Raw genomic sequence first — 20,903 nt, 5'->3', positions numbered from 1 at the left:
TGTTCTTCGGTTCGCTTGCTGGTTCAGAAAGAATTGTGCTCGCTGCATTTTTGGACGTATATCTATCAAAAATACAGCGAACTGTTCGAAAGCTGTACGAACAAAAGAAAACTGGCAAAAAAGGTTTGACTATATTTTTGGAAGCAGTAATATCTGCATCCGAAATCGCGGTGAGGTGGCCGAGTGGCCGAAGGCGCTCCCCTGCTAAGGGAGTATAGGGTTTGTAGCCCTATCGAGGGTTCGAATCCCTCCCTCACCGCCATCGATTTCAACGCGCGTGTAGCTCAGCTGGATAGAGTACCTGGCTACGAACCAGGCGGTCGGAGGTTCGAATCCTTCCACGCGCGCCATATTTAAAGTAGAATGATTTCGGTCGTTTTTATATAAACAGTTTTTTTGTGCGCGTGTAGCTCAGCTGGATAGAGTACCTGGCTACGAACCAGGCGGTCGGAGGTTCGAATCCTTCCACGCGCGCCATTATTTTAAAAGCTCATAGTTCATGTGAGCTTTTTTTATTCAAGTGTTTCTGTGCGCGTGTAGCTCAGCTGGATAGAGTACCTGGCTACGAACCAGGCGGTCGGAGGTTCGAATCCTTCCACGCGCGCCATTATTTACAATAGAATGAGTGATCATTCTTATATTGCAGTGTTTTTGCGCGCGTGTAGCTCAGCTGGATAGAGTACCTGGCTACGAACCAGGCGGTCGGAGGTTCGAATCCTTCCACGCGCGCCATTCTTCTTAAAATCAGTGTTATGCTGATTTTGTTGGAGTGAAATCGTGGTGAGGTGGCCGAGTGGCCGAAGGCGCTCCCCTGCTAAGGGAGTATAGGGTTTGTAGCCCTATCGAGGGTTCGAATCCCTCCCTCACCGCCATCGATTTCAACGCGCGTGTAGCTCAGCTGGATAGAGTACCTGGCTACGAACCAGGCGGTCGGAGGTTCGAATCCTTCCACGCGCGCCATTCTTTAAGAGGCTCACCATTAATGTGAGTTTTTTATTCAAGTGTTATCTGTGCGCGTGTAGCTCAGCTGGATAGAGTACCTGGCTACGAACCAGGCGGTCGGAGGTTCGAATCCTTCCACGCGCGCCATCTCCTTTCTATGACTTCTCTTTTGTTTACTGCTCTAAAGCGGTTTCGATGCGCTTATGCTCTTACAAATATTGTATTTGCGCTCAGCTAATCATCATCGACATTCGATGAATGACATCGATATTTAGAATTGTTATTGGTTGATCGATAGCTTTGAATCTGCGCGCAGACGGCGGCCTCTTCAATGAGTTGATTCATTTTTGTTGCGCTTTGCTTAAAAGCCAAGTCCCTCACTATTATTTGATATTAATTTGTCGAAGCTGGCTTCATAGCTATCATTGATAGCGCGCTAAGGTTTTTAAATCAGGGTATTTTTTTAGCCTTTAGTGATACCTGCTTGTGAATAATTTGATGGTTTATAGGGGACATTTTTATCTTACGAAGTTAGGATCTCTAGTTGAAATTGGTATTCATCTCTTATTCAGCTTCATTTTGTAACTGTTGTGATCCTGCAGGCTTCTTTTAGTTTAGCTAAGCTGGTAAATTAGCTTATAAATCGGACAATAATCTGTATCGCGATGAATGTTAACAGCTTGTTAATATATAGCTTATTTAGCCTTGTCAGGTTTCGCCGTCACTAGATTATGAATTTTCCTATTGATAAAATAAAATTAACAATACTAATATTTTGAATATTTATTCAAATTCCAGTTTGATTTTTGTCAGTTTGCATGTAATTCTTACGGCAATCTTAAAGGATGTGGATTAATAATATGATAGATATGACCGAGCTGTTGTTGGAAGCAGCCACACTTATGGGGATCGGGATGGTCGCCGTGTTTGCTTTCCTATCGTTGCTTATTTTAGCCGTTTTAGGTCTTGCCAAATTAGCTCCGCCATTGATCGAACCAACCAAGCCTAGTCACTCGTCTTCTACTTCGACTAAACAAGCCAATAATACCGCCGTTGTTGCTGCGATCTCTGCAGCGGTTCAACAGTACCGGAAGGCTCAATAACTAAAGGGGATTTAACGCAATGTCTAAACCACTTGCTTTAACCGATGTTGTGCTACGTGATGCGCACCAATCATTGCTAGCAACCCGTCTTCGTATTGAAGATATGTTGCCCATTGCTGAGCAATTAGACCAAATTGGTTATTGGTCTCTGGAGACATGGGGTGGGGCGACCTTCGATGCTTGTATTCGTTATCTGGGTGAAGATCCATGGGAGCGTCTGCGAGAACTGAAAAAAGCCATGCCAAATACCAAGCAACAGATGTTGCTACGGGGACAAAATTTATTGGGTTACCGGCATTATGCTGACGATGTGGTCGAACGTTTTGTAGAGCGCGCAGTTAAAAATGGGATGGATGTTTTTCGTATCTTCGATGCGATGAACGATCCTCGTAACTTTCAAACGGCGGTAAAAGCGGCGCTTGATTGTGGGGCGCATGCCCAAGGAACGATTTCTTACACCACTAGTCCGATTCACTCTATCGAAAACTGGGTTGATTTGGCGAAGCGCTTGGAAGACCTTGGTTGTCATTCGATTGCAATTAAGGATATGTCTGGCCTACTTAAGCCTTATGAAGCTGAGGCATTAATTAAACGTCTGAAAGCCGATACTGACGTAGAGATAGCTTTGCATTGTCATGCGACCACGGGTTTAAGTCTACCGACTCATATGAAGGCCATTGAAGCCGGAGTGGATATTATTGATACTGCCATTTCTTCGATGAGCTGTACCTATGGACATAGCCCAACAGAAACCATCGTGGCGATGCTAGAAGGGACTGAGCGTGACACTGGTTTAGATCTGACGAAATTGGAAGCCATTGCCGCTTACTTCCGTGAAGTTCGTAAGAAGTATGCGAAGTTTGAGGGCAGTTTGAAGGGGGTTGATTCTCGGATCCTGATTGCGCAAGTGCCTGGTGGGATGCTGACGAACATGGAAGGCCAACTGAAAGAGCAGGGTGCGGCCGATAAAATGGACCAAGTACTGGCAGAGATCCCTAAAGTTCGTAAAGATTTAGGTTATATCCCGCTAGTCACGCCAACCTCACAAATTGTGGGCACGCAAGCGGTGATTAATGTGCTTACCGGGGAGCGCTATAAAACCATTACCAAAGAGACGGCTGGTATTTTAACTGGTCATTACGGTAAAGCTCCCGGCGAACTCAATAGTGAACTACAAAAACGAGTGCTTGATGGCGAACAAGCCATTACTTGTCGTCCAGCTGATTTACTCGAAGCTGAAATGGAACGTTTAGAGTCTGAAATAAAACAACATTCAGCAGACAAAGGCTTTAAGCTGGCAGATGCGGTGATTGACGACGCTTTAACTTATGCTTTATTCCCACAAATCGGCTTGAAATTTCTGGAGAATCGTGGCGATGCATCCGCTTTTGAGCCGATGCCTAGCGCCGATGACGTTAAGCCCGCGCCCGCGGTTGCTGTTAAGCAAGGTTCTGTCGAGACTTATTCGGTACGGGTCGATGGGCAGCTTTACACTGTTGATGTCGGTCCTGAAGGCTCCATTGATGGAGTGGCGGCAGTAAGTTCTTCTGCGCCTGCAAGCCCTGTGGCGGTCTCAACTGGCGGTGAAGCACTGCCGGCACCATTAGCTGGAAATATTTTTAAAGTCTTGGCCAAACCTGGGGTGCAAGTTCAGGAAGGTGACGTATTGTTGATCATGGAAGCAATGAAAATGGAAACCGAAATTCGTTCCGCTAAAACCGGGGTGGTTGCAGAGGTTCTAGTTAAAGAAGGTGATGCGGTAGCGGTAGGCGAAATCCTGCTTAGCATCGCATAAAGGAGTGACAGTGGAAGGATTAATGAAGCTTTGGCTCGAAACGGGTATCGCCAATTTTGAGCTTGGTCAGGTGGTCATGATGGCAGTGGGTTTATTACTGCTATATTTGGCGATTGTCCGTAAATTTGAACCCTTATTGTTATTACCCATTGGCTTTGGTGCAGTATTAGCAAACATTCCTAACGCAGGTTTTACTGAAGAGGGTGGTTTACTGTATTACATTTATCATGTGGGGATCGAAACTGGCGTTTTCCCTTTATTGATCTTTATGGGGGTGGGGGCTTTAACGGATTTTGGGGCATTAATTGCTAATCCCAAAATGTTGTTATTAGGTGCCGCCGCTCAATTCGGGATTTTTGCGACTTTATTTGGCGCGATAGCCTTAAACTGGGTGCCTGGTTTTAATTTTACGCTTGCCGACGCATCTGCGATTGCCATTATTGGTGGTGCCGACGGACCTACGGCTATCTTTTTAGCTTCTAAATTGGCGCCTGATTTATTGGGCGCGATTGCGGTAGCTGCTTATTCTTACATGGCCTTGGTTCCGATTATTCAACCGCCTATTATGCGCGCGTTGACGACTAAACAAGAACGTGAAATTCAAATGGAACAATTACGCCCAGTTAGCATGCGGGAGAAAATAATTTTTCCAATCGCAGTGCTTGGCTTAACGATTCTGTTTTTACCAGCGGCAACGCCCTTGGTTGGGATGTTTTGTCTGGGGAATTTAATGCGTGAGAGTGGCGTGGTTGATCGTTTAAGCAAAACTGCACAAAACGAACTGATTAATATTGTAACCATTTTCCTTGGTTTGGCCGTTGGTTCTAAGTTGTCAGCTGACAAGTTCTTAACGGTTGAAACCTTAGGGATTTTGGGGCTTGGGGCGATCGCATTTGCTATTGGTACCGCTTCAGGGGTGTTGATGGCGAAAGTGATGAATCGTGTCAGCGGGGGAAATATTAACCCATTGATTGGGGCAGCTGGTGTATCGGCAGTGCCAATGGCGGCCCGAGTCGCCAATAAGGTCGGTTTAGAGGCTAATCCTCATAACTTCTTATTAATGCATGCGATGGGACCGAACGTTGCCGGAGTATTGGGTAGCGCAGTTGCCGCCGGAGTATTACTATCCTTAGTTGGAGGCTAATAACTCTAACCATCTAAAAAAAGCTTGCTTAGGCAAGCTTTTTTTATGCTTAACGTGTTAACCACATCATGACGCCGAAAAAGCCAATGAGTAGGCTGCTGATTGCGATGATCCAATAATATCCTTTTCGACCTTGTTTAAAACTTAGACCGTAGTGGAACAAAAATAACGTCCACAGTATTGTAAGTAGCAAAGGAACTAAGAAGAAACGCACCATAGTTTTTCCATTATTACTCTTAACTGTTTGAATAATGTTAGTTTAACCTAAAAATATAAACTCAACCTAGTTTCGTGTTATTTTCGAGACGCTTCTCGCGTGTTGGTTTTACAGCATGCTGCTTAACCCCAGATAAGACTTTGAAATTTAGGTGACCAGGGCTTAAGACAAGGATTCTGCATTGGGCATTTTAAATTTATCCCCGTGGAAAGCGACTGTGTGTTTTTCAGTTGACTCTTTCTGTGGGCATCTACTGGCTAGCGATTTGTTGTTTGCCTTAGCTGTACGGCGGTATTTATAAATTATTTTTGTCTATTTTATGAAGGCTTGTTGGTATGATGATCGGCTGAAAGGGCTGCTGTTTAGTTCTAGATAATTTCGAGTAGACAATGAATATCCAACAATACCAAGATTATGACGCTTTTATTTTTGATATGGATGGGACTTTAATCGATTCGTTGCAACAGCATCAAGCTGCTTGGGAGCGAGTATTAAAGCATTTTGCGATTCCTTACACCGCGCAGCAAATGTTGGCGATGAGTGGTATGCCAGCGGAACAAACTGTAGAAAATTTACTAGCGCAGGCCAATATGACACGGATTAAAGTGGATGCGGTGGTAGAAGCGAAAAATCAGCACTATCAGCACTTAGTTCATGCAGAAATACAGGCGACGCCTTTATTGACTGTATTTAATCACTTTCAGGGCAAAAAACCGATGTCTGTGGGCACTGGTGCTTCTCAGCAGGAAGCGGAGTTCTTGCTCAATAAATTAGGCATCGCTGAGCAATTAGTTGCCATTGTTGGCGCTGATTTGGTCGATGCTCATAAACCCGCGCCGGATACTTTCTTGTTGTGCGCGAAGTTAATGAATGTTGAGCCTCAGCGCTGTTTGGTGTTTGAAGATGCTGACGCTGGCATCATGGCGGCGAAGGCGGCCTCTATGGATGTTGTTGATGTCCGACCACTGTGGCCAAATAAGTACTTTGATCAGCATCTTACACTTGAGTAAATGCGGTTATCAAGTTGTCCAGAGAGTCCACGATTATGAATAAGACCATCACTATATTACTCGCGATGTTACTCTCCCTTAGTTTTTCAGCACGCAGTAAAGAGCAGGGTATGCCAAGTATTACGATTTATTTAGTTGGTGACTCAACGATGACTGACTATTCTCTCGAGTCAGCTTATATGAGTCATCGTTATCCTTTAACGGGTTGGGGACAAGTTCTTCAACCTTTGTTGACCAAAGACAATTTGGCGGATATTGCGCTGATTTCTGGTGAACTAGCGCTGGTAGATGATCGCGCCAAGGGGGGGCGCAGTAGTCGAACTTTTTTTGAAGAAGGCCGTTGGGAAGCTGTATACCATGCCTTGCAGCCGAATGATTTGGTATTGATTCAATTTGGTCACAATGATGCTGCGCTTGAAAAGCCAGAGCGCTATGTCAATATTCAGGGTTATCAGCAGTTTTTGCGTTTATTTGTTGCGCAAACTCGTCAAAAGCAGGCTGTCCCAATTCTTGTTACCCCAGTGACCCGTAACTATCCTTGGTCTGGTGCAGTTTTAGGGAGTGCTCATGGAGCATATCCCGCAGCAATGAAAGAAGTCGCGAAACAACTCCAGGTAGATTTGATTGATTTGACGAGCTCTTCGGCTAAATATTTTTCACAGCAGGGGCGTGATTATGTCACGGAACACTATTTTATGAATCTTCCTGCAGGGATTTACCAAGCATACCCAGAGGGTAAGAGTGACAATACTCATTTTCAACCCGAAGGTGCAAAAGTTGTCGCAGATCTCGTCTTGCAAGGCTTGAAACAGTTACAGCCTCACTCTAAGTTGGCTCAATAGCATTGGTGTTGCTTGCAGAAAGTACTGTTTTCATCGCCTGCTTAAGTGCTCTGCTTGCTGAAAGCGGCGAGAGCTCTAGTCAGTGTTGTCCACGAAATTGCAGGGGCGTCCAAAAAAAGTCGGTCGCTGCTCGGTCATTATTTTGTTAAGTTTACTGTTTTTTAGCGCTTTTAGTTCGGCGACTTTGCTGCCAGGAAGCTCGGAACTGGTGTTTAGTACATTGTTGTTACAATATCCACAGCGTTGGTTAAGTCTGCTAGTTGTGGCGAGTGTTGGCAACACCTTGGGTAGCTTATTCAGTTTCGCTATGGGGTGGGGCTTAATGGCTTCTCTCAAACAGCGTTTGGTTGGCCCTCCGAATTTAGCTCGGCAAGCGAAGGTTAAATTCTGGTTGAATAAATACGGCCCTTGGAGCTTACTGTTGAGCTGGGTGCCGCTGGTGGGTGATCTTTTGTGTTTATTGGCTGGGGCCGCTAAGTTGTCGGTCTGGCAGTGCGCGATCGCGATGTTGATTGGTAAAACGGCTCGCTACGGTTTGATATTAGCCTTCGGCGCGTCACTCGCGTCGATTTAAATTGTTATAAATGAGGAAACAATAGTGCTTAGATGGTTGAGTGTTTTTAGCATTCTTTACTTAGTTGTTGGATGCTCGCAGTTTGACACGCAACAGTTGCCAACGTTGCCAGCAGGTGTGACCTTAGTTGAAGCTTCGCCAGCAAGTGACGGAGCACTCCAGATTGCCTATAAAAAATATCGTTTGGCAAACGGTCTAACCGTCATTTTATATCAAGATGATTCCGCGCCTTTAGCACATGTTGATGTGACTTATCATGTCGGTTCGAATCGCGAAGTGGTCGGGAAATCAGGATTTGCTCATTTTTTTGAACACATGATGTTCCAAGGCTCAAAACACGTCGGAGATCAGGAACACTTTCGGATCATCAATGAGGCTGGTGGTACGATGAATGGATCGACCACCAAAGACCGTACTAATTATTATGAAACCGTGCCGGCGAATCAACTTGAAAAAGTGTTGTGGTTGGAAGCCGACCGGATGGGATTTTTACTTGATGCGGTCAGTCAAAAGAAATTCGAAATCCAGCGTGCTACGGTTAAAAATGAGCGCGCTCAACGGGTTGATAATGCGCCTTATGGTTTATTGTCGGAGCGGGTCGATGAAGCCTTGTATCCTCGAGATCATCCATATTCTTGGCAGCCAATTGGTTATATCGAAGATTTAAATCGAGTGGATGTAAACGATCTTAAAGCCTTTTTCTTACGTTGGTATGGTCCGAATAACGCGGTGCTTAGTATTGGTGGTGACATCAACATTGAACAAACGCTGACTTGGGTTAATAAGTACTTTGCGACGATCCCGACCGGACCAGAAGTTCCTAAAATTAAACCGCGGCCGGCTCAATTGAGTGAGACTCGTTATATTTCTTTAGAAGATCGGGTGCATATCCCTTTACTCTACATCAGCTACCCAACGGTGTTCGCGGGAGCAAAAGACGAAGTCGCCTTGGATATGTTTTCTGAGATATTAGGCGGTGGAAAAAGTTCATTACTGTATCAATCATTGGTTGAAAGCGGTAAAGCACTATCGGCATATAGTTCTCATTATTGTCGAGAAATGGCTTGTACCTTGTCGATCGCTGTTCGGGCTAATCCGCAGGCGGGTCTGAGCTTAGCTCAGCTAGAGCAAGAAGTTGACCGAGCCATTAGTAAAGTCGCTGCGCGTGGGATGGATGCGGCTGACTTACAAAGAGTTCGCGGTTCACTCAAGGCTTCTACTATTTATAGCTTAGAAAGCGTCTCTGATGTGGTCAGTCAATTGGCTTATGGTGAAACTTTTTTTGGCCAACCGCTTTATGTGAGCAAAGTACTAGAACAATTTGAGCATGTCGATGATCAACAAGTGCAACAGGCATATCAGCAGTATATTTTGGATAAACCGCGGGTCGTGATGAGTGTGGTTCCTAAGGGCCAAAGACAGTTATTGGCTGGGCCTGATAATTATCAGCCAAAAGCGCGCCAACTGCCTGTGTATCAACATATCGATGAACAGCAATTGAAGCAGGCTAAAGTCGTCGATAGTTTTGACCGAAGTATTGAACCCAGTGCGGGACCGGCGCTAACGGTAAAATTGCCACCCTTGTGGCACGGTCAGCTCCGTAATGGTTTACAGCTATTAGGCACCTCTGCGCAAGCAACACCAACGGTCACCTTACAGTTTCGCTTACCCGGAGGTAGTCTCGCCGAAGCGCCTGGTCAAGAGGGATTGGCCAAGTTAACCGCAAGAATGTTAATGCAAAGCACTCAAGGCCATAGCGCCGCAGAGTTAGCAGACCAATTAGATGAGTTGGGGGCCTCAATTAGTTTTGGTTCTGGTTTGTATAGTCAAAGTATCAGTTTGAGTTCACTGACCGAAACCCTGCCTCAAGTGCTGGATATCTTACAGCAACGTTTGTTAACGCCGGCCTTCGATGAGCAAGAGTTTGCACGCGAGAAAGCCCGTCATTTGCAAAGCATTGAGCAGAATTATAACCGACCTAGTTGGTTGGCGAGTATTGCGAGTCAGGGCCTGATTTTTGGTGAAAGCAGCCGGCTTGCAACATCCAGTGCCGGGACGAGGCAGAGTGTTAGCGCGCTTAGTCTCGAGGATGTGAAGCAATTTTGGCAGCGTCATTACCAGCCGATGGGAAGTCAATTGGTTGTGGTGAGTAACTTGGGGCAAGCTCAAATGGAGCAAGCCTTACAGCCCTTGCAACAGAAATGGCGTGGTCAAGCAAGTCCTAGTGGTCATCTTCGCATTACCGAATCAGTCAGTAAGCCGACGATTTATTTGATTGATAAGCCTGGTGCGGTGCAATCGGTAATCCGTATTGGTCGTTTGGCGATGCCCTATGATGCAACGGGTGAGTACTTCAAAGCCAACTTAATGAATTTTAACTTTGGTGGCAATTTTAACAGCCGGATCAATATGAATTTGCGCGAAGATAAGGGCTACACCTATGGGGTAAGCAGTGGCTTCTCTGGTTTTGAAGACGGCGGTAGTTTTGTGATTTCTACCGATGTTCGTCAAGATGCAAGCGCTGATGCAATTAAAGAATTACTTGCCGAGCTGGAACATTACTCAACCACCGGGCCGACAGATAAAGAACTCGCCTACATGCGTAGTGCGGTGTCTCAACAAGAAGCGCTGGCTTACGCAACGCCTTCCCAAAAAGCGTCATTTTTGATGCAGATGCAGGTACATCAACTGGATCCCAGCTTTGTTGCCCAGCAGAATCAGATTGCCGCGACAATTAGTCGTGAGACCTTGAAAAAGTTCGCGTCAAAATATTTATCACCACAACAGATGATCATCGTTGTGGTGGGTGACAAGCAACAGTTGTTGCCACAGTTAAACAAATTAGGTATGCCTGTTCAACAACTTGCATTGTAAATGGACCCGCGCTTAGGGTGGTAAAAGGATGCTAAGCTCGTTATGCTTTGCTGCACCAAGCGCTTTAACAAATAGTGAGTTTGAATTTGACTCAACAGTTTTCTAGACGGCTTGCGCAATTAAGCGCAGCAATGGCGGATACCGGCGTTCAGGGTATTCAACGTGGTATCGAGCGAGAAGCTTTGCGAATAGGTGAGCAAGGTAAGTTGGCTAGCAATGGTCATCCAAAGGAACTTGGTGCGGCTTTAACTCACCCTTTGATTACCACCGATTATGCTGAAAACTTGCTGGAATTTATTACCCCAGTTTCTGATAGTGTAGAGCAGTTGTTATCGCGTTTAACTGATATACATCATCAAGCATTAAAAAAACTCGATGGACAGTGTCTATGGCCGCTTAGCATGCCTTGTTATATTGGGAATGAGCAAGATATCATTTTGGCTGACTATGGTCAGTCAAATATCGGCAAAATGAAGCATGTTTATCGACAGGGATTACGTCATCGTTATGGGAGTGCGATGCAGGTGATCTCGGGGGTTCATTATAACTTTTCGTTGCCTTCGAGTTTTTGGCAAGCTTTGCAAAAAGTTGAAGGGGATAGCCAAGATTTATCGGCGTTTATCTCGCAACGTTATATGGGATTAATCCGCAATTTCTACCGTTTTGGCTGGATGGTTGCGTATTTGTATGGTGCATCTCCAGCTCTTTGTGGTTCCTTCATGAATGCAGCTGAAAGTCAGTTAGACTTTCAGCACATGGGGAAAGGTACTTTGTACCTTCCCTATGCAACCTCCTTACGTTTGAGTGATTTGGGTTATACCAGCGCGGATCAAAACCAGTTAGAGATTAACTATAATAGCGTTGAGGAATACGTGCATAGTGTTCGGGAAGCTGTGAGTACTCATTCTGATGGCTTTGCTGATATAGGGGTAAAGGTCGACGGTGAATATCGTCAGCTGAATGCGAATATCTTACAAATTGAGAATGAGCTATATGCTCCGATCCGAGCTAAAAGAGTGGCTAAACCGGGTCAAACTCCTTCACAAGCGTTGGCAACAGACGGTATTGAATACATTGAAATTCGCGCTTTAGATGTCAATCCCTACAGTGCGGTTGGTGTCACCGAAGCACAAGTGAGGGTGATTGATTGTTTGTTATTAGCTTGTACCTTAATGGACTCACCGGCGATGAGTCATGCCGAATTACAAGCTTGTCGAGACAACTTTAACCAAGTCGCTATTCAAGGGCGTAACCCTTCTCTTGAGCTCAACATTGCAGGTAAACAGCAGCCATTGCCGCAGCATATTGAAGAACTGTTTTCTTATATGAAACAAGCTGCCGAGCTACTCGATATCAAGCGTAGTCGGCCTGATTTTGCGATGGCTTTAGCAGAAGCTATTCAAGATGTGAGCGACGATAATAGCTATTCAGCATATTTTTTACGCTTGCTAACCACACAAGCTGCAGATAATAGTCATTTGGGCTTGCGATGGGCGGCAGAATATCGTCAACAGATGCTGAATCATCAACCGACTAACTGGCAAGAAAAAGATTTTGCGGCCATGGCTGAGCGGAGTTTTATCGAGCAGCAGTCGATAGAAGCAGCGGATGATATGTATTTTGACCAATTTTTAATAAAGTATTTTGAAAATGCGAATCAATAGAACTGTAAATTTGACACCGATGACTCGCTGTTTATTAGCCTCGCTTGGGTTGGCAATGCTGGCGGGGTGTAGTAGTGCTCCGCCGAGAGATCCCGAAAATATATGTAGTATTTTTGAGGAAAAAAGTGATTGGTATCAGTCGGCCAAAAAAATGAATAAGAAGTGGGGAACGCCGGTCCATGTTCCTTTGGCAATGATGTACCAAGAGTCGAGCTTTAAACACAATGCTCGACCACCAATGGAGTACTGGTTTGGCTTTATTCCGGTGGGTCGTGCGAGTTCGGCCTATGGTTATAGCCAAGCAAAGACCATGACTTGGGAAGACTATGTTAGAGAAACGGGTAACTCATGGTCTTCGCGAAGTAATTTTGATGATGCCATCGATTTTATGGGCTGGTTTACTTATAAGACTCATAAAATTAATGGTGTTTCCAAGTGGGATGCTCGCAATCAATATCTTAACTACCATGAAGGTTGGGGGGGATATAAACGGGGCTCTTATAAACAAAAGCAGTGGCTCGTCAAGGTTGCCAATCGGGTTGACCAACGGTCTAAGCGTTATGCCGCACAATATAGTAAATGTAAAGAAGATCTAGATAGTAGCTGGCTATGGCGGCTATTTTTTGCTTGAATACCCTATAAATTAAACTCCGCTTAGCTGAGTATATCCGAGAGAGATAATCATGCCTTTATTAGATAGTTTTACTGTTGATCATACCCGTATGCATGCACCTGCGGTTCGAGTCGCCAAAACCATGGCGACCCCTAGCAATGATACGATTACCGTTTTTGACCTTCGCTATTGTGTGCCTAATGAAGAGATATTGTCAGAGCGTGGTATCCACACGCTAGAGCACCTGTATGCAGGCTTCATGCGTGAGCATTTGAATTCTGAGCAGGTTGAAATTATCGACATTTCTCCTATGGGCTGTCGTACTGGTTTTTATATGAGTTTGATTGGAAGCCCTTCCGAGCAGCAGGTGGCTGAAGCTTGGTTAGCTTCGATGCATGATGTATTGGCGGTGAAAAACCAAAATGATATTCCTGAGCTAAATGAGTATCAATGTGGAACTTATACTATGCACTCTTTGGATGAAGCCAAAGCTATCGCGAGTCAGATCATTGAACGTGGTATTAGTGTGAATAAAAACGAACAATTAGCCTTATCTAACGATATTTTGGGAACCCTTTAATACCAAATCAGATTCATTATATGATCAACTTATTGCGCAGAATAAATTTGCTAATAACAAGCTATGAAGTGAAGTAACTCGTGGTTTTAATTCCAAAATACATCACGCAGTTAGCGGTTAGACCCGTAAGAATGAATAGCTAATGAGTTAGATTGGTATCAATAGGCGCTTGTAAAACTAAAAAGCCAGCAAAATGCTGGCTTTTTAGTTGCTTTAATTTGATTTGGGTTTGTTATAAAAAGCAGGCATAACTCGCGCTAGGCTCACCGTATTATTTTCAATTTCAACAATTTCTATGGGATAGCCACTCAGTCTCAAGCATAGGTTGGCTTCAGGGATATCTTCTAAATATTCGATGATCAAACCATTTAAGGTTTTAGGACCATCAATAGGAAAAGACCACGCCATTTCTTTATTGAGGTCGCGAATGTTAACCGTACCTTCAATTAAGTAGCTTCCATCAATTTGTGGATGAATTTCATCGCTGGGGGCTGGTGCCATGCTCGTGGTAAAGTCACCCACAATTTCTTCCAGAATATCTTCAAGCGTCACCAAGCCTTGAATATCACCATACTCATCAACAATTAGCCCAATCCGCTCTTTGCGGCGTTGAAACTTTAATAACTGTACATTAAGTGGGGTGCCTTCTGGGATGAAATAAATTTCCTTGGCCGCGCGTAACATTGAGGTCTTATCAAATTGTTCACGAGATAGCAGCCTCAGCGCATCCCTAGAGTGGACAAAACCAACCGAGTCATCGATAGAGTCGCGAAATAGCAAGATTTTAGTATGCGTACTTTGAGTGAGTTGCCGAAGAATGCTATCCCAATCGTCATTGATGTCGATCGCTGCAATTTCGTTGCGGGGGATCATAATGTCATCAACGGTGACTTTTTCTAGATCGAGAATACTGAGTAGCATGTCTTGGTGGCGTTTCGGGATCATCGTCCCCGCTTCATCGACTACGGTGCGTAATTCATCAGGATTTAAAGCCTCATCGCCCTTGCTATTCGGATTCACACCCAACAGGCGTAATATTCCATTCGTCACTGCATTGGTGGCCCAAATCACAGGGAATAGCAATTTCATGAGTGGGCGAAGTAACAGTGAGGCTGGAAAGGCAATCCGTTCAGGGTAGAGTGCCGCCATGGTTTTTGGTGTGACTTCAGCAAAAATCAAAATGGCGAAGGTTAGTGCCAGTGTTGCGATCGCTACACCGACATCGCCGAATAGGCGTAAGCCAATAATGGTGGCAATTGCTGATGCCAAAATATTAACTAAGTTATTGCCAATAAGGATCAAACCGATCAGCCGATCAGGACGCTGTAATAGCTTGTCGACCCGTTTTGCCGCTTTATGTTTGGTATTGACTAAGTGCCGAAGCCGATATCGATTAAGCGACATCATGCCAGTTTCGGAGCTAGAGAAAAAAGCAGAACAAACTATGAGGAACACGAGCAGTATTAATAAGCTACTCGTTGAGATGTCGTTCAAACAGGAAAATCCTTGGTAAATATAAGGGACTAATTTATATGTTGAGTTTAAGGGCTGTCAAGTGATGTTTATGAGCCGATGATGATTTCTTTAACAAAGCGTGAGCCAAAATAGGCGAGAGTGAGCAAGATTGAGCCACTGACAGTCATCACAACCACTGTTTTACCTCGCCATCCCCGATAATGTTGTCCCCATAATAAACTAGCGTAAATTATCCAGGCCAATAGGCTAAACAGTGCCTTATGAGCCTGCCCATGGGCAAAAAACTGATTTAAGAAAATGAAGCCGCTGAGTAGCGAGATACTGAGTAATACAAAACCTAGTCGAATTAGAGTAAATAGTTGTTTCTCAATTCTCATTAATGAAGGTAACGCAGGGTGGATTGCGCCAGGCTTATGCCGCTTCAACGTCCAATCTAGGTAGGCCATTTGCAGGGCATAAAGGCTGGCAATCATTAACACCGTGAATGTTGCAAGCGCGACGCAAATATGGATCAGCACCTGCGGTTTTAGCTCTAGATGAAGAATATAATCACTTGGAATTAATACCGCTAAAAATATGCTGATAATCGAAAATAGGTAAGCAACTGGAAGGATAAACCAAAGTTTAAAGGGCTTCGCCAGTACGGTGACACTCAAGGACATTAATAGGCTCACTAAGGCTGCGACATTGAATAGACTAAGGTCTTGGCCTTGGGCTAAAAATAAATGCTGAAATTCCCATATGCCATGCAGAGCCATGCCACAGGCGGCACTTAGCCACAGCCACTTATTGGCGCCAGCCTGTTTATTCAGCAGCCCAGAAATGCATACATAGGATGCTAATAGATAAAATATGGTGGTAGGGAGTACCAATACATTCATGATTTAAAGCTAACTAACTAATTGTTTGAAATCAGTATACTCGGCCTATCCAATCAGAGCTAGAATTAGCGTTTAGAAAATGTTGCTTGCTAACCATTGATCTTTGGTGATTGGTGTTTTTCGGTGAGAAACGGCGTTAAATCATGGTGATAGGTTCTCCTTAAAGCGAGAAAAATTTAATTGAAAGCTTTGGGTTGAAGCCTCCATGCGGCATTTCTCACCATTTTCGACGCGCTATTGCTTGCTTTTGTCGACTGGCTCAGCGGTGTAGGCTCCACCTTTTCGCAAGATCCGATAAACAGCTGCAAAAATAATCTCGAAAGATAAACAGGCCCTAGGGTATAATGCCAGCGCTGAACGATGCTCGTTATATGATCAACAGGAAAAAGCATGTTTGAAAACTTATCTGATCGACTCTCGAAAACCTTAAAAAATATTAGTGGCCGTGGCCGTTTAACCGAAGACAATATCAAAGATACGCTACGCGAAGTTCGGATGGCTTTATTGGAAGCCGACGTTGCTTTACCTGTGGTTCGTGAGTTTGTAAAAAAAGTAAAAGAACGTGCCTTAGGTCAAGAAGTTAACAAGAGCCTTAGCCCAGGCCAGGTATTTGTTAAAATCGTACAGCAAGAGCTTGAAGCGGCGATGGGGGATTCTAACGAAAGCCTCAATTTGGCGGTACAACCGCCAGCCGTGGTGATGATGGCGGGTTTACAAGGGGCGGGTAAAACCACCAGTGTCGCCAAACTTGCTAAGTATCTGAAAGAACGTGAAAAGAAAAAAGTGATGGTGGTCAGTGCCGACGTTTATCGTCCGGCGGCGATCAAACAGTTAGAAACCCTCGCCACAGAAGTGGACGCAATTTTCTACCCGAGTCACGAAAAACAAAACCCGGTGGATATTGTCAACGCAGCCATTGTAGAAGCGAGAAAACAGTTTGCTGACGTATTAATCGTCGATACCGCTGGTCGTTTACATGTTGATGAAGACATGATGGACGAAATTAAGGCCTTGCATCAAGCGGTTGACCCAGTCGAAACCTTATTTGTGGTGGATGCGATGACCGGCCAAGATGCTGCAAATACGGCTCAAGCCTTTAATCAAGCATTGCCGCTTACCGGTGTGATCTTAACCAAGACCGATGGTGATGCGCGTGGTGGCGCGGCGCTGTCGATTCGTCATATCACTGGTAAGCCGATTAAATTTATGGGGGTTGGTGAAAAAACCGACGCTCTAGAACCCTTCCATCCAGATCGTATTGCGTCACGTATTTTAGGGATGGGTGATGTTTTATCGTTGATTGAAGAAGTTGAGCGTAAGGTTGATAAAGATCAAGCGCAAAAACTTGCCAAAAAAGTACAAAAGGGTAAGGGGTTTGATCTAGAAGACTTCCGCGAGCAGTTGGTTCAAATGAAGAATATGGGCGGCATGATGGGCATGCTGGATAAGTTGCCCGGTATGGGACAAGTCCCCGCTAACGTGAAAGATCAAATGAATGATAAGTTGACCAATCAAATGGAAGCTATCATTAACTCGATGACACCGGGTGAGCGTAAGCAACCGGAGATCATTAAGGGCTCGCGTAAGCGTCGAATCGCTGCTGGTTCTGGGACTCAAATTCAAGATGTAAACAAGTTATTAAAACAGTTTACTCAAATGCAGAAAATGATGAAGAAGATGTCGGGTAAAGGTGGCATGCGTAAAATGATGGGCCAAATGAAAGGGATGATGCCTCCAGGTGGGATGGGCGGCTTCGGCGGTGGCAGAGGCCCCGGTCGTTTTTAGTCGTGACCCTTGAGACTAAAACCCAGCGCCTTGCTGGGTTTTTGCTTTTTAGCGGATGCTTTTGTTAAATATAGGTGCGACCTAGATGTATAGCAGAGGCAAATTCAGGGGCGTGTCACGTCGCAATGAATCTGTCCTAGCAGACCGTTAGGTGAACTATCTACACGACGCATTGCTCAGCCATGTGGTGGCTTTCTTTTATATGCTTGAGTATTTTGTCCCAGCAATGATAAATCAGCAGATGACCATGTGGTTTCAATTCATATAGTTTGGTATTGGGTAGCGCGTTACACAATAAACGAGCGAGTTGAGCAGGGACGTGCTGGTCTTGGCTACCATGCCACATGCTGATGGGGGTTTCTAAGGCTGAAAAGTCGATTGACCAGTCTTGACTTAATAAAGTAAGTTCATGAGAAAATGCAGTCGGTCCTTGGCGCATCGCTTCTCGAAAAGCTAATAAAAAGTTATTCATCAGCTCTGGCTCTGAAAGGGCATTGGCATCACTTTCACATAAAAATTGGTAAACTTGATCGAAGTAACGTTCAGGATTGTCCATTACATTACGCGCAATAAATGTAAATAGTGGGTGGATAATACTGGGGGCATTGAGTGCGATATAAGCCAATAGTTTATTACTGGTTTTTACCCCATGTAGTAGTTTGATTGGTTGATAAGGCGTCACGCTACTAATCAATGTTGTGTGAATGATACGTTCAGGGGCCAGTGCTGTGAGAGCTAAAGCAAATGGTCCGCCGCCGCAGAACCCCGCGACGCAAAACTTTTCCAGTTCTAATCGGTCCGCGAGTTGTAGAGCGTCTTGGGCCGATTGCTCCAAGCAAGGTTTATCGCTTGCTGTTGTGAGGCCAAACCCAGCGCGATCAGCAGTGATTAATCGCAGCCCTTGCTCATATATCAAGTTTTTATTGGGGTGTTGTTGCAGCCTTGAACCCGTGCTCGGATGGAACATGATAAGCGGCAGGTCACTGCTTCGACCAATATCGCTATAGCCAAGCTGGCGTTCGCCGAGTTTCAGTTGATGGTGATAACAAGGCGCGTTCAGGTGTTGCTGTTGTAATAAACTGGTGACAGTGGATACTGATGTTTTGTTGGTGGCGCTACTTGTAAGCGCAAGTTTGATCAGTTCGCTTTGCCTATGGCAGCCAGTTTTCGCAAAAATAGCTTTCAATTGGCTGCGTACGGTATTGATTGAGACTTTATTTTTTTCGGCAATTTGATGCAGAGTGCGTTCTTCAAGCAGTAGTGCCACAATTCGTAATTCCGCAGGACTGATGTTGTAGCTTAAAGCAAAACCTTCAAGATCAAGCTCCACCTGTGCTTCCGCGCAGGCGATTAATGCCAGTACTTGTCCAGTCTGTTGCCATCTATCCATGACTCTTGAGAGGTTTAAGCTAATCGGTTGCGCTTGGAAACTTTCACGGAGTTGCAGAGTTAATGAGTGGTGTTGAGGGTTGGCGGCGGATAGCTGCTCAATCGCTTGATTGAATTGTCGCTGAAGATGGTGTTCGGCTAATTGCAGACGATTATTGTATAAATTTATTGCGGTGGTTTTTTCTAAGGCATGTCGCGCTTGTTGATTGAGTTGCAATACTTCACCCGCTGCGGATAAAAGCAAAGCGGGTAAGGGAAGTTGCTCAAATAGTTGTTGCTGTAAGGCTTGTTGATCTTGTTCTTTGGTTAGTTGTTGGCAAATTTGAGCACTGCGTTGTAAGTGGTCGACTAAGTGTTCGAATGACGCAGTTGGTGAGATGGGGCTTATCGTGTGCAGTTGTCCAGCCCCCATACTCAGCATTGTCTGCTCGCTGACTTGCTGTTGAGATGATAATCGGGGCAGTAGTTCAACAATTTGTTCTAATAATTCAGGCCATAATGCAGGGTTTAGTGAGGTATCATAAATCTTAGCGATAAGGTGTTCAGATAGTGGCTCCGTGTTGTGCATAATACCCTTTCATTCGATGCTTTCGTCTAAGGAAATGAAAATCACGTTAACTAGACCGACGACAAAGATAAAGCAAAATTAGATGCTAACTGTAAAAAGTTAGCATCTAGATCAATTGACCATGATTTAGTTCATATTTGGACAATCGTTGGGAAAGCCTTTATTGCTGGCGTATGACCAGCCATCTACATTGGCATAGCGGTTAAAATTGTTACACATAGCATCAATCGGGTAGGCAAGTTCAAAATAGCTAAATCCGCCGAAGTCACTATTGTTGCTCGCGGTGCTACCAAGTACAAAGCTTTCATTTGAAATGACGCTAGCGTTACGTACAAACAAAGCACTGTTTATGGTGAAATTGGCGGCATCGACTTTCGCAGATTGAAGTTCTACTTTGTCTGCGTAGACTTGCTTGGTCCATAGGCTAGAGCCTGAGCGAAGCGTGAGTTCTGCAACGGGGTCATTGAGTGTACCGATAGCATCTACGTCGATCGAGGCATTACCTTCCAATTCGATATTGTTGGCAGTCATTGTGTTTCCGCCCAAAGAGGAAGAGCTACCGATATAAACTGTGTCCGCTCTTAGATCGCCTTCGATTAATAGACCACCATTATTAAATAGGTCTAACTCGTTTGCCATGCTGGCATTATATACGGTACCGCCTGCATTGGTGCGTATTCGCAAGTTATCAACCAGCAAGGAACCTTCGCCAAGGTGCTTGAATCCAGATGCGTTACTTGCGGTTAATTCAGCACTGCTTAAATTGGTATATTCCATGCTGCTTGCGGTATCAAGTAGGATCAGTTGCGCTTTACCTTCGGGAGAAAAAAAGAATAAACGAGATGATAAAGTTGCAACAAACTTTAAACCGTCGACATCATCGTTATATACGATCGATGACGTTCCTGTCGCCAGTAATTCACTGCCCGCAGGGTAAGTGTTATTTTCAAAATAGACGGCGCTTCCTGCATCGATGAAGGCTGCACGATTACTATCGGTGTTGCCTAAAATGCTGGTGCCGATGATATTCACATCCTGCTTACCAACGACTTTGATTAAGCTATCAATGCTACCACCAGTGATTTTAATGTTGTCACGACTGATCACAAGTTCAGCATTGCCATCACCGCCGCAGGTTCCTGTTAGCGTTAAACTCACAAAACGCTCCGAGCCAGGGTTGGCAAAGTAATCGTTGAGCGCATCGGCATTGCTAGCACAGTCAATATCGAGCGTAATGGCCTGATTGTTTGGGGTGGTACTTGAGTTTGCCAAGCGCTCTAGGTAGCTAAAATTGCCGTTCATCTCATTGGCTTTAATGGTCTCTCCTGCTTTAAACGTGGTTAAAGTTGTGGGGCTTGTATCGGCGACAGCTATTCCAGTGCTTAGTACGATGTAGCAGGTGAGCATTGAGAGTGAATTATTAAACTTTTTCATTATCTGGTCCTT

At 44.8% G+C, this 20,903-nt stretch carries 15 protein-coding genes and 8 tRNA genes; 19 read left to right on the top strand and 4 right to left on the bottom strand.

All coding sequences use genetic code 11. The annotated features are described in order from the left end of the window. The first annotated feature begins 169 nt into the window (after nt 1-169). From ACRRS1_RS14395 to luxS, 18 genes are all read left to right on the top strand, one after another. Nucleotides 170-262, top strand: a tRNA-Ser gene (locus tag ACRRS1_RS14395). Nucleotides 263-273: 11 nt separating this feature from the next. Then, a tRNA-Arg gene (locus tag ACRRS1_RS14390) sits at nt 274-350 on the top strand. Nucleotides 351-400: 50 nt separating this feature from the next. Continuing rightward, nucleotides 401-477 (top strand) — tRNA-Arg (locus tag ACRRS1_RS14385). 53 nt (nt 478-530) lie between these two features. Then, a tRNA-Arg gene (locus tag ACRRS1_RS14380) sits at nt 531-607 on the top strand. Between the two features lie 48 nt (nt 608-655). After that, a tRNA-Arg gene (locus ACRRS1_RS14375) sits at nt 656-732 on the top strand. 47 nt (nt 733-779) lie between these two features. Further along, a tRNA-Ser gene (locus ACRRS1_RS14370) sits at nt 780-872 on the top strand. A gap of 11 nt (nt 873-883) precedes the next feature. After that, a tRNA-Arg gene (locus ACRRS1_RS14365) sits at nt 884-960 on the top strand. 52 nt (nt 961-1,012) lie between these two features. Next, nucleotides 1,013-1,089 (top strand) — tRNA-Arg (locus ACRRS1_RS14360). Between the two features lie 713 nt (nt 1,090-1,802). Further along, on the top strand, nt 1,803-2,045 hold the full coding sequence (locus ACRRS1_RS14355) for an OadG family transporter subunit (RefSeq protein ID WP_432452493.1): 243 nt from the start codon (nt 1,803-1,805) through the stop codon (nt 2,043-2,045). Nucleotides 2,046-2,064: 19 nt separating this feature from the next. Continuing rightward, the gene (oadA, locus tag ACRRS1_RS14350) at nt 2,065-3,840 is read left to right on the top strand and encodes a sodium-extruding oxaloacetate decarboxylase subunit alpha (RefSeq protein WP_432459719.1); all 1,776 of its coding nucleotides are present in this window, start codon (nt 2,065-2,067) and stop codon (nt 3,838-3,840) included. A gap of 10 nt (nt 3,841-3,850) precedes the next feature. Continuing rightward, complete coding sequence (locus ACRRS1_RS14345) at nt 3,851-4,984, top strand: sodium ion-translocating decarboxylase subunit beta (protein ID WP_432459718.1); 1,134 nt, start codon at nt 3,851-3,853, stop codon at nt 4,982-4,984. Nucleotides 4,985-5,590: 606 nt separating this feature from the next. Next, entirely contained in the window at nt 5,591-6,211 is a 621-nt protein-coding gene (locus tag ACRRS1_RS14340) for a beta-phosphoglucomutase family hydrolase (protein ID WP_432459717.1), read from the top strand. A 35-nt stretch (nt 6,212-6,246) separates the two neighbouring features. Next, nucleotides 6,247-7,053, top strand: a complete 807-nt coding sequence (locus ACRRS1_RS14335; RefSeq protein WP_432467513.1) for a rhamnogalacturonan acetylesterase — start codon at nt 6,247-6,249, stop codon at nt 7,051-7,053. An 82-nt stretch (nt 7,054-7,135) separates the two neighbouring features. Further along, complete coding sequence (locus tag ACRRS1_RS14330) at nt 7,136-7,627, top strand: YqaA family protein (RefSeq protein WP_432459715.1); 492 nt, start codon at nt 7,136-7,138, stop codon at nt 7,625-7,627. Nucleotides 7,628-7,651: 24 nt separating this feature from the next. Beyond that, nucleotides 7,652-10,501, top strand: coding sequence for a M16 family metallopeptidase (locus ACRRS1_RS14325; RefSeq protein WP_432459714.1), 2,850 nt, complete (start codon nt 7,652-7,654; stop codon nt 10,499-10,501). Nucleotides 10,502-10,587: 86 nt separating this feature from the next. Continuing rightward, nucleotides 10,588-12,165, top strand: coding sequence for a glutamate--cysteine ligase (gshA, locus tag ACRRS1_RS14320; protein WP_432459713.1), 1,578 nt, complete (start codon nt 10,588-10,590; stop codon nt 12,163-12,165). Nucleotides 12,166-12,184: 19 nt separating this feature from the next. After that, on the top strand, nt 12,185-12,796 hold the full coding sequence (locus ACRRS1_RS14315) for a hypothetical protein (RefSeq protein ID WP_432456169.1): 612 nt from the start codon (nt 12,185-12,187) through the stop codon (nt 12,794-12,796). 52 nt (nt 12,797-12,848) lie between these two features. Continuing rightward, nucleotides 12,849-13,358 carry an S-ribosylhomocysteine lyase gene (luxS, locus tag ACRRS1_RS14310; protein WP_432459712.1) on the top strand — a complete coding sequence of 170 codons (510 nt, stop codon included), beginning with the start codon at nt 12,849-12,851 and terminating at the stop codon, nt 13,356-13,358. Between the two features lie 213 nt (nt 13,359-13,571). On the opposite strand, the gene ACRRS1_RS14305 is transcribed toward luxS, so the two are convergent. Beyond that, nucleotides 13,572-14,852, bottom strand: coding sequence for an HlyC/CorC family transporter (locus ACRRS1_RS14305; protein ID WP_432452502.1), 1,281 nt, complete (start codon nt 14,850-14,852; stop codon nt 13,572-13,574). Nucleotides 14,853-14,920: 68 nt separating this feature from the next. Continuing rightward, nucleotides 14,921-15,715, bottom strand: a complete 795-nt coding sequence (locus tag ACRRS1_RS14300; protein WP_432467515.1) for a cytochrome C assembly family protein — start codon at nt 15,713-15,715, stop codon at nt 14,921-14,923. A gap of 390 nt (nt 15,716-16,105) precedes the next feature. Between ACRRS1_RS14300 and ffh the strand changes: the two genes are divergently transcribed. Then, nucleotides 16,106-17,500, top strand: coding sequence for a signal recognition particle protein (gene ffh / locus ACRRS1_RS14295; RefSeq protein ID WP_432452504.1), 1,395 nt, complete (start codon nt 16,106-16,108; stop codon nt 17,498-17,500). A gap of 160 nt (nt 17,501-17,660) precedes the next feature. Here ffh and ACRRS1_RS14290 read toward each other — a convergent pair whose 3' ends face one another. Together ACRRS1_RS14290 and ACRRS1_RS14285 are read right to left on the bottom strand one after the other, a co-directional pair. Then, nucleotides 17,661-19,457: an alpha/beta fold hydrolase gene (locus tag ACRRS1_RS14290; protein ID WP_432459710.1), complete on the bottom strand. Its 1,797-nt coding sequence runs from the start codon at nt 19,455-19,457 to the stop codon at nt 17,661-17,663. A gap of 126 nt (nt 19,458-19,583) precedes the next feature. Then, nucleotides 19,584-20,891: a hypothetical protein gene (locus tag ACRRS1_RS14285; RefSeq protein ID WP_432459708.1), complete on the bottom strand. Its 1,308-nt coding sequence runs from the start codon at nt 20,889-20,891 to the stop codon at nt 19,584-19,586. Nucleotides 20,892-20,903: the final 12 nt, after the last annotated feature.

The sequence above is a fragment of the Agarivorans sp. Z349TD_8 genome (genome assembly GCF_050870825.2).
In the GTDB taxonomy this organism is placed as follows: domain Bacteria; phylum Pseudomonadota; class Gammaproteobacteria; order Enterobacterales; family Celerinatantimonadaceae; genus Agarivorans.
The sequence above is the reverse complement of the archived record's forward strand: the minus strand, read 5'-3'. Positions and strand labels throughout refer to the sequence as shown.